Here is a 14,668-nt window from a genome sequence, read left to right as displayed (position 1 = left end):
CGGCTCAGGCGCCCTGCCGTGCGTTTCTTGGGTCTGCTGAAGGATTCACTCTGGATCCGGTCCTACGCCTACTTACGCGGTACAGAGACGCCATTTCAATAACTTCCTTTAGATTTTGCCGAGCGGCAGCTAATCGCCATTTGTCGCTCTTGCCGACGGCTTTTTTGAATAAACATACTCTTTGCAAAAGCTACATTCAATATGTGCATTGGATATCGGTGCACGCTTTGTTGCAACGCAATACTTGGCATTTTGATACAAGGAGTGTTTGATATGAATGAAGCAATTCGACTGGTGCCTGTTTTCGCCTTCTGATACCGATAGTTCAAAAAGTTTTCAACTTTGGAGAAAAAAATGAAGAAGAGCAAAATCGACAAACTGAAAATTCTGGTGTTTTTTGCTGGAACGACTGTATCGACAATGTCGTTCGCCGTGCATGAGCGACGACAGGAAATACCTGCCATGGCTGGCACTGAGATTCACATGGAGAATGGGGAGAGCTGCACGGTAGGCGGTGTCTTCAGAAGAAGGGGCTTTTGGCAGAACATTACAGCGTACCGGAAGAATACGCGGTACGCTGTGACTGCAAGGCACTGTGTGGTGGCAAACGAAGAGGTGAGGGTGGGCCTTGGCTTCAACAGCGGGCAGTGGCTCGGGAAGGTCGTCTGGTTGGATCAGATTCGGGACGTAGCCATGGTGCGTGTGCCGCCTGACGTGACCTGGAATCACGTGTGTGTAGTCGACCCCAAATGGAACAATCCTTGCCATTTGACGTACACGACCACACCGCGTGCAGTAGGGAGGGTGATCACTGTACCCTTCGGATTACCTACATTTTCATCATTGCCTCTTGCAGGCGTTGGCTCGCCTGCACCGGGTTTGCCGTTTTGTACCAGCGGCGCTATCACCAATATCACTTGCGATTGGGTCAGTGCTCCCATTCCGCATGGTCCGGAGTCTCCACCGGAAGGCGTTGCCAAAGGGGCTATCAATACACTTCGGCCGGTACAGCCTGGTGATTCTGGAGGGGCCGTCGTGAGTACGCATAGGCTTCTCTATGGATTCATTTCTTTCAGGCAGAACCCATTGGACCCCAATCTTCCGTATTTTATGGGATACACCCCGGTTGAATATTTTCATCAGCTGCAGCCTGATTATAGTTTGGCCCCGCCTTGATGCGGGCGCACCCGTCGGCAGTCAATGGGCCTTGGATTTCGTGGGAGCGTTTCCCGTTGGAGTCTTCGAATCCGTGGGCTGACGGATTGCTCATTTCCTGATTTTCAAACACCAACGAACATGAGATGAAATCATGATGTACAAATCTCCGAAATTATTCCTGCGCAGTGGTCTGGCAATGGCTGTGCTGGCTTGTGGAACGGCGGCTGGAAACGTCTGGGCACAACAAAATTACTTCACAGGTCTGGACCCGCACATATTCGTACAAAATATGCCTCCTCCGAAAGGGCATCCCTCGTACGTCAGGGCCCAGCAGATGCTGGATTGCCAGGATCTGCTGGATGAAATCTCCGACCTGGAATCAACGGGCCAAGCGCGTTCCGTGCAAGACCTTGAGTTGCCGGAGGTTCAGCAAAGGATATTTTTTTTAGAGGTGCGCAAAATCCTTTGCCAGGACGTGCCGCCGGAAGACCGCCCCCTCATTCAAAAGCTGATGACGGAAGCCGCGTTGGCAGGCGATCCTGGCGCCAGAACGTTCAAGGCCGTCGAAAAACTTGTCCATGAAGAGTCGGCCAAGAAGTGGAACGATCCTGCGAGTGAAAACGCCAAACTCGCAGCCAAGGAACTTCTCGGCTTGGCCATGACGGGCGATCCAGTCGCGATGTCCTATGCCTATGAAATTACGGTCACCGACCGGTATCATCTCTATGACCCGGTAGAGTCTGCTGCCTGGAAATTGGTCTTGTCGCCAGATCCGTCTGCTGAAATTCTCGATCCGTACATCGCGGGCGAATTGCTGCCCAGTAATGTGCCGGCCGGCAATGTGGATCGTGACAAGGTGGTCGCCAGAGCGCAAGTCATCTTCAATGCGTGTTGCGCCATGCGGCCATAGCAGAACATCAGAACGAGGTCGACGAACGCGAGTTCTGTCCCATGCCGGTCAGGCGAGCCCTGACTGGCATTTTCTTTGGCGCGTACTGGCTGCGGGGTGATCGCTGCGCCTTGCGCGCTAGCGGCCACAGCCTGGCACCTTACCCTGCGGCGGTGGCTCCCCGCTGCATTCCAGGCAAGTCCAGCCGATATCCCATGCCGTAGACCGACGTGATCGTGTAGCCGCTTTCCGGCGTCAATTCCAGCTTGCTGCGCAGGCGCGAGACATGTGTGTCCAGCGACCGCGACGGCGCTTCGTTGATCTCACCCCAGACCACTTCGCGCAGGTGCGCACGCGATAGCAGACGGCCCGCGTTGCGGAACATGAACAGCGCCAGTTCGTACTCGCGGTGCTTGAGGTTCAGGGGTGTGCCGCGCAGCAGCAGCAGCCGCTTTTGCAGGTCGAAGCGGTAGGGGCCGAACTCCTGCCGCGCAGCGGCACCCAGCGCTTCGGGGTAGGCGCGGCGCAGCAGTGCGGCCACCCGCGCCGCCAGTTCGCCCATGCGCAGGGGCTTGACCATGTAGTCGTCGGCGCCGCGGTTCAGCGCCTCCACCACATCGCGCTCGTCGTGGCGGCTGGTCACGAAAAGGATGGGCAACTGCGGGCCGATGCCCTGGCGCACGCTGTGCACCACGTCGATGCCCTCCATGTCGGGGAGGTGCCACTCCACGATGAGCAGGTCGAAGGTTTCATGCCGTGTGTCCATGAGCAGGCTCGCGCCGCTCGCGTAGACGTGGCAGACATGGTGATGGCGTTCGAGGTGGGCCTTGATGAGCTCCAGAAGGTCGGAGTCATCGTCAAGGACGGCAATGCGCATGGTGGTGTGATGAGGGGGTCAGCCCTTGGGAATCGATACGAAAACGCCTCTCGGGGAGGCGCTTTGATATTGCCCGACATCCACCGGTTGTGCGCGCGAGTTGACAATCGTTTGCAGTGGCGCCGAGGCCTGCGCAGCGCGCGCAGCCGCTACGCCGCCAGCGGCTCTTCCTGCATTGCTTCGCACTGCTCGATGAGCATGTCCACCTGCCCGCGCCAGTAGTCGCTGCTGCCGAACCACGGGAAGTTGGCCGGGAAGATCGGGTCCTGCCAGCGGCGTGCCAGCCAGGCGCTGTAGTGGATGAGGCGCAGCGTGCGCAGCGGCTCGATCAGCGCCAGCTCGCGGCGGTCGAAGCTGCGGAACTGCTCGTAGCCGTCCAGCAGGGCGCTGAGCTGGTGGGTGCGCTGGCGGCGGTCGCCGGACAGCAGCATCCACAGGTCCTGCACCGCGGGGCCCATGCGGGCGTCGTCCAGGTCCACGAAGTGCGGGCCGCCGCGGCCGTATTCGTCGAGCGGGGTCCACAGGATGTTGCCGGGGTGGCAGTCGCCGTGCAGCCGGATGGGCGTGGCATCTTTCAAGCCAAAAGGGCTGCTACCGCTCGATGGTAAAGCGCTGGCAGCTATCAATTCAATAGCTTTGTCGCACTGGGCCTTCCACGTGGCCTGCATGTCGAGCGGGATGATCTCGTGGGCGAGCAGCCAGTCGCGCGATGCGGTGGCGAAGGTCTCCACGTCCAGCAGCGGCCGGTGCACGAAGGGCTGCGCCGCGCCCACGGTGTGGATGCGCGCAAGAAAGCGGCCGATCCATTCCAGCACTTCGAAGTCGTCCAGCTCGGGCTGGCGCCCGCCGCGCCAGGGGCTGACCGAAAACGCGAAGCTGTCGTGCTGGTGCAGCGTCTGGCCGTTCAGCACCATCGGGCCGACGGCGGGCACCTCGGCGGCCATCAGGTCGGCGGCGAAGGCGTGCTCTTCCAGGATCTGCGCCTCGCTCCAGCGGCCGGGGCGGTAGAACTTGGCGACCACGCGCTGGCCGTCTTCCAGGGTGACCTGGTACACGCGGTTCTCATACGACGACAGGGCCATGAGGCGGCCGTCGCCGTACAGGCCCACGCCGGCCAGCGCGTCGAGCACATGGTCGGGTGTGAGCTGGGCGTAGGGGTGCAGCGGGTGAGGCGAAGCGGTCGTGTCAGCGGCGTCGGGCGTGCTGTCGGGGGGCGGTCGGGTCATGCCCCATTGTCGCCGTGCGCCGCCGCCGTTCGGGCGGTGGGGTCGCTACGCCGCTGCAGAGCGCCCGGAAGTCTCTGGGCAACGGCCTGCGGCGGTCGCCCGGGCCCCGCCCATAACGTGCAGCTCAAGCGGCCTGCAAGGTCGCGATGTGCCCGGCGCGCGCGTCGCCGCTGCCTGCCAGCATGCGGGTGAACAGCGCCCGCGTGGCCTCGGGGCCGGCATGGTGCTGCACCGTGAGCCAGGGCGCGGGCGGCGCCTGCACCGTGGTGCTGAAGTGGTTCCAGGCGCCCACCAGCCGCTGGCCCAGGCCCTGCGCGCCCCAGTCGGCGTTGCGTTTCTTGACCTGTGCGGGCGCAAAGAACATCACCGGGCGCGGGCCGGGCAGCTGGCCTGCGCCGCCCAGGTCCTGCACGTGGCTCGCGCCCACGGCGCAGCTGTAGGCCAGCCCGCTGAAGTGCGCGTGGATGCGCTGGCGCAGGCCCACGCTGCCCGCGAAGTCGATGTACACGCTGGGTGTCGCACCATCGATCTCGGCCTCCAGCGCGTCGTAGGTCACCACGCGGTCGTAGCAGCCCAGGCTTTCGCAAAACGCCACGTTGCCCGGAGAGGTGAGGCCGATGACCTCGATGCCGTCGCGCTGCGCCAGCTGAAAGGCCGTGCCGTAGGCCGTCTTGCTCGATGCGCTGGACAGCAGCATGCGGCGCGCGCCGAAGAACTGCTGGTCGTCCAGGAAGTCGTCGATGAGCCACGAGGTGACGAACAGCGGCCGCAGCAGCGCCTGCACGTCTTCGTTGTCGGTGCGGTAGAACGGGTCGGCCGCAGCGCGCAGGTACTGGTTGTAGACCGCGTGCAGGCTGGCGCGGTGGGGCGCGCCGTCGGCAAAGCCCGCGGGCGTGATGCGGTGCGGCGACAGCACGGCCTGATCGGCCATGGGCCAGTAGCCGTACAGCCGTTCGCCCACCGCCACGTCCGCGCACTGCGACTGCACCACGGTGCCGAAGCCCCACACCGGCACGATGCCCCAGCCTGCCTCGCCGCTGGGGTAGAACTGCCAGTACTGCAGCATCTCGCCCATGGCCGCGTAGGTGATGTTGTTGGCGGTCAGCGCGAACTGGTCGACGCGCACGCGGACCTGGCCGTCGGCCAGCGGTGCGTCGTCATTCGCGGTGTGCAGGCGGGTGGTGGCCAGCTGGTCCTGGCGCACGAGGAGGGTGGTGGTGCTCATCCTCACACGCTAGCGCAAACCGCTGCACGGCTCAACCAGGCCCGGGCGCGTGGGCGACACGGCCACGCCTTGCGGTATCCGCTCGTGTCCGGCCGCGTGTGCACGCACGGGGCAGCGCACAGGGCCCAGCCCGTTTGCAGTGGCTGACTGCCAGCTTGCAGGCACGTGGTTGCCATGAAAAATAGCCGCCACCGCTTGTTGTGCAAGCGTTGGCAGCTATTGTTTTGATAGCTTTGGCGGGTGGCCGAAGCTTATAGGCTGCGCTGTGCGGCCGGTTTGTCGAGCGCCAGCACCAGGGCCAGGGCGATGATGGCCGGCAGCGCCTGGGTGAAGAAGATCTTGGGCACGGCGGTCACGCCGCCGAACACGCCGGCCACGATCACGCAGGCCAGAAAGAAGATCTTGAACAGCCGGTTATGGGTGAACAAGCCCCAGAACAGGCCGGCGGCCAGGAAGCCGTTGTACAGCCCCTGGTTGGCCGCCAGCGTCACGGTGGCGTCGGCCAGCTCCTGGGTCAGGTTGAAGGTCTTGAGGCCCAGAGGCTTGTTCCAGAAGAACATCTCCAGCACCAGGATGTACGCATGCTCGATGGCCACCAGGGCCACCGCGATGCGGGGAATCAGCAAGCGGTTCATGGCAAGACTGGCGAACGCACGCCAACCACCCCGCCGCGGCCGGCGTGCGGCCACCGCGGGGTCGTCGGCATGGTCTTTACACCAGCGTGATGGTCACGTCGATGTTGCCGCGCGTGGCGTTGGAGTAAGGGCAGACCTGGTGGGCTGCGTCCACCAGCTTCTGGGCGGTTTCCTTGTCCAGGCCGGGCAGGCTGATGGCCAGGCGGGCGGCGATGCCGTAGGCGTTCGGGATGGGCCCCAGGTCGACTTCGGCGTCGATGGACACGTCCTGAGGCACCGGGATGCCGATCTTGCCGCCCACGGCCTTCATCGCACCGATGAAGCAGGCTGCGTAGCCCGATGCGAACAGCTGCTCGGGGTTGGTGCCCGTGCCGGACGTGCCGGGCGAGGACAGCTTGACGTCCAGGCGGCCGTCGTCGGTCTTGGCGGCGCCATCACGGCCACCGGTCACGTGGGCCTTGGCGGTGTACAGGACTTTTTCGAGTTGCGTCATGGTGTCTTCCTTTGAGGTTGTTGCCCACAGGCGGGCGGGGAGGGAATCGATGAAAAATTGGGCCGCTGCCGTCAGCGCTGGCCCAGCCGGTCGCGCAGTTGCTTGAGTTCGGTGGTCAGGGCCGTGAGCTCGGGGATGGTGCATTGGCTGCTTTCCAGCACGCAGGGCGGGATGGCCTCTGCGCCCTGGCGCAGCGCACGGCCAGCGGGGGTGAGGGTGATGCGCACCCGGCGCTCGTCCTGCACGTCGCGCAGGCGGGCAATCAGGCCCGAGGCTTCCAGGCGCTTGAGCAGCGGCGTGAGCGTGCCGGAGTCGAGGAACAGGCGCTCGCCCAGCTCGGACACGGTGACGCCGTCGCGCTCCCAGAGCACCAGCATCACCAGGTATTGGGGGTAGGTCAGGCCGATGGCTTCGAGCAGCGGCTTGTACAGCTTGGTCATCGCCAGCGAGGCGGAATACAGCGCGAAGCACACCTGGTTGTCCAGGCGCAGCAGGGCTGGGCTGGGGGTGTCGGTGGTGGGTTTGCTGCGGGCCATGGAGTGAATTGTGCGGCGAAATTGAATTGTGCGCAATTCAATTGTGTAATCTTTTGTTGCCGGTGCGGTTTTGCGGCCGGGTCTGCCGGTGGGCGGGCGAAGGTGCTATTCACGCACGGCGCGCGTGCGGGTGCAAGCCGCGAATGACCGAGGCTCGGGCCAAGGCCGGGGTGAGGGCCCAGGCCGTGGGCCGTTCAGCGGCCGGTGAAGCGGGCAGGCCGCCGCTCCACGAAAGCGCGCACGCCCTCGGCCGCGTCTTCGCTGTGGGAGAGCTGCTTTTGCACCGGGATGAAGTCGGCCACCGCGGCGGCCTGCCCCTGCTCGATGGCCTTGAGCACATTGAGGCGCGTGGCCACCACGGCGCGCGGCGCCTGGGCCTCGATGCGGCGGGCGATGGCGATGGCCTCGTCCAGCACCTGCGCGGCGGGCACCACCTTCTGCACGAAGTTCAGGCGGTACGCCTCGCTGCTGCCGAACTCGTCGGCGGTCAGCAAATGCAGCAGCGCGTTGCCCGTGCCTGCGCGTTCGGCCATGCGCAGCGTGGCGCCGCCCGTGGCCATGATGCCGCGCTGCACCTCCATCTGCGAGAAGCGGCAGTCGTCCGCCGCGACCACGATGTCCGCGCCCAGCATCAGCTCGATGCCCACCGTGAAGCAGATGCCCTTGACCGCCACCACCATGGGCTTGGTGCGGCGCCGGTAGCCGGGCAGCCCGTAGTCGTGCGGCTCCACCAGGCCCTCGGGGATGGCCTTTTCGCCGCGCTGCATGTAGGCGCTGACGGCGGGCAGGTCCAGGCCCGCGGTGAAGTGGTCGCCGAACGCATGGAGCACGCCCACACGCAGTTCGGGGTCGTCGTCCAGGTGCGTGTAGGCCTCGGCCAGCTGGCGGAACATGGGCGGCGTCCAGCCATTGCGCTTGGCCGGGCGGTTGATGCCGATGAGCAGCACATGGCCGATCACCTGGGTGTCGATGCAGCCCTCGGGCGGGGGCGTGGTGGGGATGATGGTGTGAGCGCTGGCGGGCATGGACATGGCTTGGTGTCTCCTTGCCCGCCATTGAAAACGCTATGAAACCCGAGCGCCGTCCCGCGTGGGACAGCGCTCCGTGAGGCGCAGGATCATCGACTTGCGCCACTGCGCTCGTCACCGACGCGTACCAAGCCAGTGCCACCGTGGAACTGGCTTTGCCAGGCCACCGGTGGCGTCCCCTCTGGGGGATGGCGCGAAGCGCCTCAGGGGGATCAATAGGTATAAACGCCGCGCCCAGTCTTGCGCCCGAGGCGGCCGGCCGCGACCATCTCCTTGAGCAGCGGGCACGGACGGTACTTGCTGTCGCCGAACTCGGTCAGGTACACGTCCATCACGGCCAGGCACACGTCCAGGCCGATCATGTCGGCCAGCGCCAGCGGGCCGATGGGCTGGTTGCAGCCGAGCTTCATGCCCGCGTCGATGTCCTCGGGCGTGGCCAGGCCCTCGGCCAGCACGAAGAAGGCCTCGTTGATCATCGGCACCAGGATGCGGTTGACCACAAAGCCGGGCGCGTTCTTCACGGTGATGGGGCTCTTGCCCAGGGCTTCGGCCAGGGCCTTGACGGCGTCGTGCGTGGCGTCGCTGGTCTGCAGGCCGCGGATGATCTCCACCAGCGCCATCATCGGCACGGGGTTGAAGAAGTGCATGCCGATGAACCGGTCTGCGCGGCTGGTGGCAGCCGCCAGCTTGGTGATGGAGATCGACGAGGTGTTCGATGCGATCAGCACCTCGGGCGCCACGATGGCTTCCACCTGCTTCAGGATCTTGAGCTTGAGCTCGTAGTTCTCGGTGGCGGCCTCGATCACGAGCTGCGCGGCTTTCAGGTCGTCGTAGCTGGTGGAGGTCTTGATGCGCGCCAGCGCCGCATCCTTGTCGGCCGCGCTGATCTTTTCCTTCTTGATCAGGCGGTCCAGGCTGCCGGCCACGGTCGCCAGGCCCTTTTGCACTGCCGCATCGGAGATGTCGACCATCACCACGTCAATGCCCGACACCGCGCAGGCCTGCGCAATGCCGTTGCCCATGGTGCCCGCGCCGATGATGCCAACGGTCTGAATCGTCATATAGAGAGCTCTCTTCAAAGTGAAACGGATGGACGGGATGGTAAAGCGAATCGCACGACCGTTCGGTTATCGTGGCCTGGCGTGGATTCGCCCTGCCCGTGTGCAGGGGTGTGCGAACCGCATTTCACTCTACACAAACCGCCCGCGGCACCGCAGGGCGGAGGAGACAGACACCATGTTGTTCGACTACATCGTCATCGGCGGCGGCTCGGCGGGCTCGGTGCTGGCCGGCCGGCTGACCGAAGACCCCGCCGTGCGCGTGTGCCTGCTCGAAGCCGGCCCGGCCGACAGCAGCGTGCTCATCCACTGCCCGGCGGGCCTGGCGGTCATGGCCAAGTTCGAACTCAACGGCTGGGGCTTCAACACCACGCCGCAGCCCGCGCTCAACAACCGCCAGGGCTACCAGCCGCGCGGCAAGGTGCTGGGCGGCTCGAGCTCCATCAACGCCATGATCTACGTGCGCGGCCAGCAGGCCGACTACGACCACTGGGCGAGCGAGGGCAACCCGGGCTGGGGCTGGGACGAGGTGAAGCCGTACTTCCTGAAGGCCGAGCACAACGAGCGCGGCGCCGATGCCTGGCACGGCCAGGGTGGCCCGCTCAACGTGGCAGACCTGCGCAGCCCGCACCGCTTCAGCCACCTGTTCACCCAGGCAGGCGTGCAGGCCGGCCACCCGCACAACACCGACTTCAACGGCGCCACGCAAGAAGGCGTGGGCCTGTACCAGGTCACCCACAAGAACGGCGAGCGCCACAGTGCATCCAAGGGCTACCTCACGCCGCACCGGGCGCGGCCCAACCTGCAGGTCATCACCAGCGCCCACGCCACGCGCATCCTGTTCGAAGGCCAGCGCGCCGTGGGCGTGGAATACCGCCAGGGCGGCGCGCTGCACCAGGTCAAGGCCGCACGCGAAGTGCTGCTGAGCGCAGGTGCGCTGCTGTCGCCCCAGCTGCTGATGCTCTCGGGCGTGGGCCCGGGCGCGCAGCTGCAGCGGCACGGCATCCCCGTGCTGCACCACCTGCCCGGCGTGGGCGCGCATCTGCACGACCACCCGGACGTGGTGCAGGTGCTCGACGCTCCCAACCACCGCGACCTGTTCGGCCTGTCGCCCACCGGCATGCTCAACGCGCTGCGCGGCATTGCCGAATGGCGCCGGCACCGCACCGGCATGCTGACCACCAACTTCGCCGAGGCGGGCGGCTTCATCAAGAGCGACCCCACCGAGCCGGTGCCCGACCTGCAACTGCACTTCGTGGTCGGCAAGCTGGTGGACCATGGCCGCAAGACGGTGCTGGGCCACGGCTACTCGGCCCACGTGTGCCTGCTGCAGCCCAAGAGCCGCGGGTCCGTCACGCTGGCCAGCAAGGACCCGATGGCGCTGCCGCTGGTGGACCCGCGCTTCCTGTCCGACCCCGACGACATGCTGCGCATGGTGCGGGGCTTTCAGCGCCTGCGCGAGATCCTCACGCAGCCCGCCCTGGCGCAGTACGGCGCCCGGGAGCTGCCCGCGTCCGCCGGTGCGCAGACCGACGCGCAGATCGAGCAGTTCATCCGCCAGTACGCCGACACCATCTACCACCCCGTGGGCACCTGCCGCATGGGGCCGGGCGTGATGGACGTGGTGGACAGCGCGCTGCGCGTGCACGGCGTGGCAGGCCTGCGCGTGGTGGACGCGTCCATCATGCCGCGCATCGTGAGCGGCAACACCAATGCACCCACGGTGATGATTGCCGAGAAGGCCGTGGACCTGCTGCGCGCCGCCGCGTGAAGGGCTGACGGTCCACCGCGCGGGTGCCTGCGCCCGCGTCGTGGTGGACTGCCGGGCTCTGCGTCAGGCCTTGAAGCGCTTGCGGGTGAGCGCCAGCGCCACCCAGAACGCCACCACCGTGGTCACCACCAGCACCAGCCCGTGGCGCCAGGGGTGGGCGGGCCACTGGTCCATGAACAGCGGGCGCACCAGCTCGACCGCGTTGGTCAGCGGCAGCCAGTCGGAGATCGCGCGCACGATGGGCGGCAGCTGCTCGCGCGGGAAGAACACGCCCGACAGGAACATCATCGGCGTGAGCACCAGCGTGAAGTAGTACGTGAAGAAGTCGTAGCCCTTGGCCAGCGCGTTGAAGATGAGCGCGATGCTGGAGAACATCACCCCCACGAACAGCAGCACCGGCCACGCCACCAGCAGCCTGGGGCTGTGGCTGATGCCCAGCGCCAGCATCACGCACAGGATGGCCGACACGGTGAACAGCGCCTTGAAGGCGGCCCACAGCATCTCGGCCAGCACCACGTCGTCCAGGCTCACGGGGGCGTTCATGATGCCGTCCCAGGTCTTTTGCACATGCATGCGCGAGAAGGCCGAATACAGCGCCTCGAAGCTCGCCGCGTTCATCGCGCTCATGCAGATCGAGCCGCTGGCCAAAAACAGGATGTAGGGCACCTGCGTGGTGGTGCCCCCCGCGCCGCCCACGTTCACCTGGCCCACCAGCGCCCCCATGCCGTAGCCGAAGGCCACCAGCCACATCAGCGGCTCGGCGATGTTGCCCACCAGGCTGGGGATGGCCAGCTTGCGCCACACCAGCAGGTTGCGCAGGAACACCGGCCACCAGCGGGGCGACAGGTGTGGCGGGCGCCAGTGGGAGGGCTCTTGCGGCGCGTCGGCGATGCCGTGGGCGGGGGACGAAGGTGGGGTCTGCATGCGCCTATTGTGCGGCGTCATCCCGGTGGCCGCCAGCACCTGCGCGGCAGGGCCGCGCGGCCTGCGGGCATGGGCATTGCTTGTGGCTGGGCGTACCCCTTCCAGCCCTTTCACCACCCCCCGAGGAGACCGCATGAACCGCACCGACGTCACCGAAAAGATCATCAGCACCAAGGTCGCCAAAGGCCTGCAGTGGCACGCCATTGCCAAGAAGGTGGGCCAGTCCAAGGAATGGACCACCGCGCTGTGCCTGGGCCAGATGACCGCCACGCCCGAGCAGGCCAAGGTGCTGGGCAAGATCTTTGGCCTCACGTCCGAAGAGCAGAAGTGGCTGCAGGTGGTGCCCTACAAGGGCTCGCTGCCCACACCGGTGCCGACCGATCCGCTGATCTACCGTTGGTACGAGGTGGTGAGCGTGTACGGCTCCACGATCAAGGAGCTGATCCACGAGGAGTTCGGCGACGGCATCATGAGCGCCATCGACTTCAGCATGGACATCCAGCGCGAGGCCGACCCCAAGGGCGACCGCGTGAACGTCGTGCTGTCGGGCAAGTTCCTCCCGTATAGGCAGTATTGACCCCCTGAGTCGCTTCGCGCCTTCCCCCAAGGGGGACGCACCCGGTGGCCTGGCGGAGCCAGTTCCACGGGTGCACTGGCGTAGAGCGTGCCTGTGTGGAGTGCGGTGATACAGGCAAAGAGCCACGCCTAAAGCACTTGGCGCCTGCCGTCAAAGCACCTTGACTGCGCGGCCGATGAACTGGATCGGGCCGGTGGGTTTGCCGATGGGGGAGCCTGTGGGTGGCTCCAGGGTCAGCTCGAAGAGCTGGTTGGGCTGCAGCGGCGGGAGCTTGTCGAGCTGCAACTGCAGCGGCTGGCCGGGCTGCACCAGGCCCAGGGAGACGGGGCCGTTCCAGTCGTCGGCCTTGGTCCAGAATTCGAGCGCCTTGCCGGCGGGCACCTCGGCCACGCCCAGCGGTATGAGGCTGATGGTGCGCGGCGCGCTGGCCTGCACCACCCAGCCCGGTGCCTTGTCCTGCGGCGCCACCAGCACCACCATGAACTGCGTGGGCGCGACCTGCGGGGCGGTGCGGGTGACGAGCACGGCTGCGAGCACGGCGGCCATCGCAAAGCCCGATCCGGCCAGCGCGCGCCACAGGCCCAGGTGGTTCCACCAGGCCGATGCGGACTTGGCGGGGTTGGTGCGGGCACCGCGCGGGGCGGTGGCCTGGGGCGCGGCCACGGTGTCCGGGCGGGCGGCCTGCAGGGACGCATCGATGCGCGCCCACAGTGCGGGCGGCGGTGCGATGGGCTCGGCCAGTTGGGTCAGCGGGTGCAGCCGGGCCTCCCAGGCCAGCACGGCGTGCTGCAGCGCAGGGTCGTTGGGCAGGCGCTGCTCCAGCGCGCGGCGCGCTGCGGCGGGCAGGGTGCCCAGCACGTACTCCCCCGCCAGGGTGTCATCGTCCTGCGGTGGCAGAGGTGCCGCGTTGTCCGTGTGGGTGTCCGTGGGCCCGGTCATGCCATGCACTCCCGCAGCGAGGTGAGGCTGCGCCGTATCCAGGCCTTGACGGTGCCCAGCGGTGCGCCCAGGCGCTCGGCGATCTCACCGTGGGAGCAGCCGTCCACGTAGGCGTGCAGCACGCAATTGCGGCGCGCGGGGTCCAGCGCTTCCAGGCAGTGCTGCAGACGGCCCAGGCTGGCGTTCAGCTCGAAGGCCTCGGCCACCTCGCGGTGGGCGAGTGCGGCCTGCGCGTCCTGCAGCGCTTGGGTGGTGTCGTCGTCCACATCGGCATGGCGGCCCGCGTCGCGCACGGCGTTGAGCGCCAGGTTGCGCACCACGCTGTAGATCCAGCCGCGCGCGCTGCCGCGCTGGGCGTCGAAGCTGGCAGCGCGGGTCCAGATGTTCAGGCAGGCGTCGTGCACGATGTCCTCCGCCAGGGCGCGCTGCCGCACGATGCGCAGCGCCACGCCCAGGAGCCGGGCGCCTTCGTGTTCATAGAGCCTGCGCATGGCCTGGCGGTCGCCGGCCGCGCAGGCGGCCAGCGTGGCTTCGTAGTCCAGGTCAACAGGCGGCTCGTGGGGCACGGTGGGCAGGTGTGGGGGCGCGTCGGCGGGATGGGCGGGTCTGCCGGGGAAGCCCCGGCGGCACACATCGTACCGGGCAATGCGCCCCACACCCGCGCAGTCCTGCGCAGCCCAAGGGAATTACTGGGCGGCCCCGCCGGGCTGCGGTGGGGCGCAGGCTTACGCGGCCTTCCAGAAGATGTAGTCGGCCTGGTACTTCACGATCTGGCGCTCGCCCTTGTTCGTGGCCGTGCAGGCTGCGGCAGGCGCCACGCCGCCCTTGAGGGCCACGCGCTGGATGTAGGTCACGCCCGTCATCGCGCCCGAGCCCATGGCCGGGTTGGCCTTGACCAACTGGTAGGGCAGGTTGCCGGTGCCCGATGGCGCCACGGCCAGCTGGGTGGCCGTGAGCTTGGAGCCGTCTTGCGATTCCCACGTGGCGGGCGGGCCGTAGTAGGTGCCCACTTGCTTGCCGCTGCGGTCGTTCAGCACGGCCTTGGGGCCCACGAAGAACCATTCGGTCTGGCCGGGGGCGTTGGCCTTGTCGCGGCATTCGTAGGTGATCTCGCCCACGCCCACGGTTTCCATGGCGACCTTGTGGCCCGCGGGCACCTTGATGGTGTCGGGCAGGCCGTCTTGCGAATACATCATGGGGCGCGAAGACGATGCGGAAGACGAGGACATCGATCCGCAGGCCGTCAGCAGGGCGGCGGCCGTCACGGCGCCAGCGATGGCCAGGGTGCGCGAGGACAAGGTCAGGGTGGTGTTCATGGCGTTCTCTTTCTTC

16 protein-coding genes are annotated in these 14,668 nt (G+C 66.4%); 4 read left to right on the top strand and 12 right to left on the bottom strand.

All coding sequences use genetic code 11. The annotated features are described in order from the left end of the window. Positions 1 to 354 precede the first annotated feature (354 nt). On the top strand, positions 355 to 1,176 hold the full coding sequence (locus ASG27_RS26515; RefSeq protein ID WP_156370505.1) for a hypothetical protein: 822 nt from the start codon (positions 355 to 357) through the stop codon (positions 1,174 to 1,176). 133 nt (positions 1,177 to 1,309) lie between these two features. Then, positions 1,310 to 2,068 carry a hypothetical protein gene (locus ASG27_RS05920; protein ID WP_156370503.1) on the top strand — a complete coding sequence of 253 codons (759 nt, stop codon included), beginning with the start codon at positions 1,310 to 1,312 and terminating at the stop codon, positions 2,066 to 2,068. 139 nt (positions 2,069 to 2,207) lie between these two features. Here ASG27_RS05920 and ASG27_RS05915 read toward each other — a convergent pair whose 3' ends face one another. The 8 genes from ASG27_RS05915 to ASG27_RS05880 all read right to left on the bottom strand — a co-directional run bounded on the left by ASG27_RS05915 (position 2,208) and on the right by ASG27_RS05880 (position 9,128). Continuing rightward, positions 2,208 to 2,924 carry a response regulator transcription factor gene (locus ASG27_RS05915; RefSeq protein WP_056409774.1) on the bottom strand — a complete coding sequence of 239 codons (717 nt, stop codon included), beginning with the start codon at positions 2,922 to 2,924 and terminating at the stop codon, positions 2,208 to 2,210. A gap of 149 nt (positions 2,925 to 3,073) precedes the next feature. Beyond that, positions 3,074 to 4,150 carry a serine/threonine protein kinase gene (locus ASG27_RS05910; RefSeq protein ID WP_056409771.1) on the bottom strand — a complete coding sequence of 359 codons (1,077 nt, stop codon included), beginning with the start codon at positions 4,148 to 4,150 and terminating at the stop codon, positions 3,074 to 3,076. A gap of 124 nt (positions 4,151 to 4,274) precedes the next feature. Continuing rightward, positions 4,275 to 5,375 (bottom strand): DUF2855 family protein, encoded by a 1,101-nt coding sequence (locus ASG27_RS05905; protein ID WP_056409768.1) that lies wholly within the window; start codon positions 5,373 to 5,375, stop codon positions 4,275 to 4,277. A 251-nt stretch (positions 5,376 to 5,626) separates the two neighbouring features. After that, complete coding sequence (locus ASG27_RS05900; RefSeq protein WP_056409765.1) at positions 5,627 to 6,010, bottom strand: DUF1304 domain-containing protein; 384 nt, start codon at positions 6,008 to 6,010, stop codon at positions 5,627 to 5,629. Positions 6,011 to 6,086: 76 nt separating this feature from the next. After that, positions 6,087 to 6,503 carry an organic hydroperoxide resistance protein gene (locus ASG27_RS05895; protein WP_056409762.1) on the bottom strand — a complete coding sequence of 139 codons (417 nt, stop codon included), beginning with the start codon at positions 6,501 to 6,503 and terminating at the stop codon, positions 6,087 to 6,089. Between the two features lie 71 nt (positions 6,504 to 6,574). Then, the gene (locus ASG27_RS05890; protein WP_056409759.1) at positions 6,575 to 7,039 is read right to left on the bottom strand and encodes a MarR family winged helix-turn-helix transcriptional regulator; all 465 of its coding nucleotides are present in this window, start codon (positions 7,037 to 7,039) and stop codon (positions 6,575 to 6,577) included. Between the two features lie 194 nt (positions 7,040 to 7,233). Next, positions 7,234 to 8,064: a crotonase/enoyl-CoA hydratase family protein gene (locus tag ASG27_RS05885; protein WP_056411478.1), complete on the bottom strand. Its 831-nt coding sequence runs from the start codon at positions 8,062 to 8,064 to the stop codon at positions 7,234 to 7,236. A 215-nt stretch (positions 8,065 to 8,279) separates the two neighbouring features. Further along, positions 8,280 to 9,128: a 3-hydroxybutyryl-CoA dehydrogenase gene (locus tag ASG27_RS05880; protein WP_056409755.1), complete on the bottom strand. Its 849-nt coding sequence runs from the start codon at positions 9,126 to 9,128 to the stop codon at positions 8,280 to 8,282. Between the two features lie 178 nt (positions 9,129 to 9,306). On the opposite strand from ASG27_RS05880, the gene ASG27_RS05875 reads away from it, so the two are divergent. Further along, entirely contained in the window at positions 9,307 to 10,896 is a 1,590-nt protein-coding gene (locus tag ASG27_RS05875) for a GMC family oxidoreductase (RefSeq protein ID WP_056411475.1), read from the top strand. A gap of 63 nt (positions 10,897 to 10,959) precedes the next feature. On the opposite strand, the gene ASG27_RS05870 is transcribed toward ASG27_RS05875, so the two are convergent. Next, positions 10,960 to 11,820, bottom strand: coding sequence for an ABC transporter permease (locus tag ASG27_RS05870; RefSeq protein ID WP_056409752.1), 861 nt, complete (start codon positions 11,818 to 11,820; stop codon positions 10,960 to 10,962). 133 nt (positions 11,821 to 11,953) lie between these two features. Between ASG27_RS05870 and cynS the strand changes: the two genes are divergently transcribed. Next, positions 11,954 to 12,397 (top strand): cyanase, encoded by a 444-nt coding sequence (gene cynS, locus ASG27_RS05865; RefSeq protein ID WP_056409750.1) that lies wholly within the window; start codon positions 11,954 to 11,956, stop codon positions 12,395 to 12,397. A 150-nt stretch (positions 12,398 to 12,547) separates the two neighbouring features. Here cynS and ASG27_RS05860 read toward each other — a convergent pair whose 3' ends face one another. From ASG27_RS05860 to ASG27_RS05850, 3 genes are all read right to left on the bottom strand, one after another. Then, entirely contained in the window at positions 12,548 to 13,336 is a 789-nt protein-coding gene (locus ASG27_RS05860; RefSeq protein WP_056409747.1) for an anti-sigma factor, read from the bottom strand. Beyond that, entirely contained in the window at positions 13,333 to 13,902 is a 570-nt protein-coding gene (locus tag ASG27_RS05855) for a sigma-70 family RNA polymerase sigma factor (protein WP_056409744.1), read from the bottom strand. The genes ASG27_RS05860 and ASG27_RS05855 overlap by 4 nt, the downstream gene beginning before the upstream one ends. A gap of 159 nt (positions 13,903 to 14,061) precedes the next feature. Next, positions 14,062 to 14,652, bottom strand: a complete 591-nt coding sequence (locus ASG27_RS05850) for a DUF3455 domain-containing protein (protein WP_056409741.1) — start codon at positions 14,650 to 14,652, stop codon at positions 14,062 to 14,064. Positions 14,653 to 14,668: the final 16 nt, after the last annotated feature.

The organism is Acidovorax sp. Leaf191, from assembly GCF_001424425.1.
GTDB lineage: Bacteria > Pseudomonadota > Gammaproteobacteria > Burkholderiales > Burkholderiaceae_C > Acidovorax.
This window is presented reverse-complemented; position numbering and strand designations above follow the sequence as displayed.

What these genes read in the sequence shown, in the direction of transcription:
- ASG27_RS05885 (WP_056411478.1), bottom strand. Translation starts at nt 8,064, where the DNA reads ATGCCCGCCAGCGCTCACACCATCATCCCCACCACGCCCCCGCCCGAG.
- ASG27_RS26515 (WP_156370505.1), top strand. Translation starts at nt 355, where the DNA reads ATGAAGAAGAGCAAAATCGACAAACTGAAAATTCTGGTGTTTTTTGCT.
- ASG27_RS05900 (WP_056409765.1), bottom strand. Translation starts at nt 6,010, where the DNA reads ATGAACCGCTTGCTGATTCCCCGCATCGCGGTGGCCCTGGTGGCCATC.
- ASG27_RS05905 (WP_056409768.1), bottom strand. Translation starts at nt 5,375, where the DNA reads ATGAGCACCACCACCCTCCTCGTGCGCCAGGACCAGCTGGCCACCACC.
- cynS (WP_056409750.1), top strand. Translation starts at nt 11,954, where the DNA reads ATGAACCGCACCGACGTCACCGAAAAGATCATCAGCACCAAGGTCGCC.
- ASG27_RS05895 (WP_056409762.1), bottom strand. Translation starts at nt 6,503, where the DNA reads ATGACGCAACTCGAAAAAGTCCTGTACACCGCCAAGGCCCACGTGACC.
- ASG27_RS05870 (WP_056409752.1), bottom strand. Translation starts at nt 11,820, where the DNA reads ATGCAGACCCCACCTTCGTCCCCCGCCCACGGCATCGCCGACGCGCCG.
- ASG27_RS05915 (WP_056409774.1), bottom strand. Translation starts at nt 2,924, where the DNA reads ATGCGCATTGCCGTCCTTGACGATGACTCCGACCTTCTGGAGCTCATC.
- ASG27_RS05860 (WP_056409747.1), bottom strand. Translation starts at nt 13,336, where the DNA reads ATGACCGGGCCCACGGACACCCACACGGACAACGCGGCACCTCTGCCA.
- ASG27_RS05910 (WP_056409771.1), bottom strand. Translation starts at nt 4,150, where the DNA reads ATGACCCGACCGCCCCCCGACAGCACGCCCGACGCCGCTGACACGACC.
- ASG27_RS05920 (WP_156370503.1), top strand. Translation starts at nt 1,310, where the DNA reads ATGATGTACAAATCTCCGAAATTATTCCTGCGCAGTGGTCTGGCAATG.
- ASG27_RS05890 (WP_056409759.1), bottom strand. Translation starts at nt 7,039, where the DNA reads ATGGCCCGCAGCAAACCCACCACCGACACCCCCAGCCCAGCCCTGCTG.
- ASG27_RS05850 (WP_056409741.1), bottom strand. Translation starts at nt 14,652, where the DNA reads ATGAACACCACCCTGACCTTGTCCTCGCGCACCCTGGCCATCGCTGGC.
- ASG27_RS05880 (WP_056409755.1), bottom strand. Translation starts at nt 9,128, where the DNA reads ATGACGATTCAGACCGTTGGCATCATCGGCGCGGGCACCATGGGCAAC.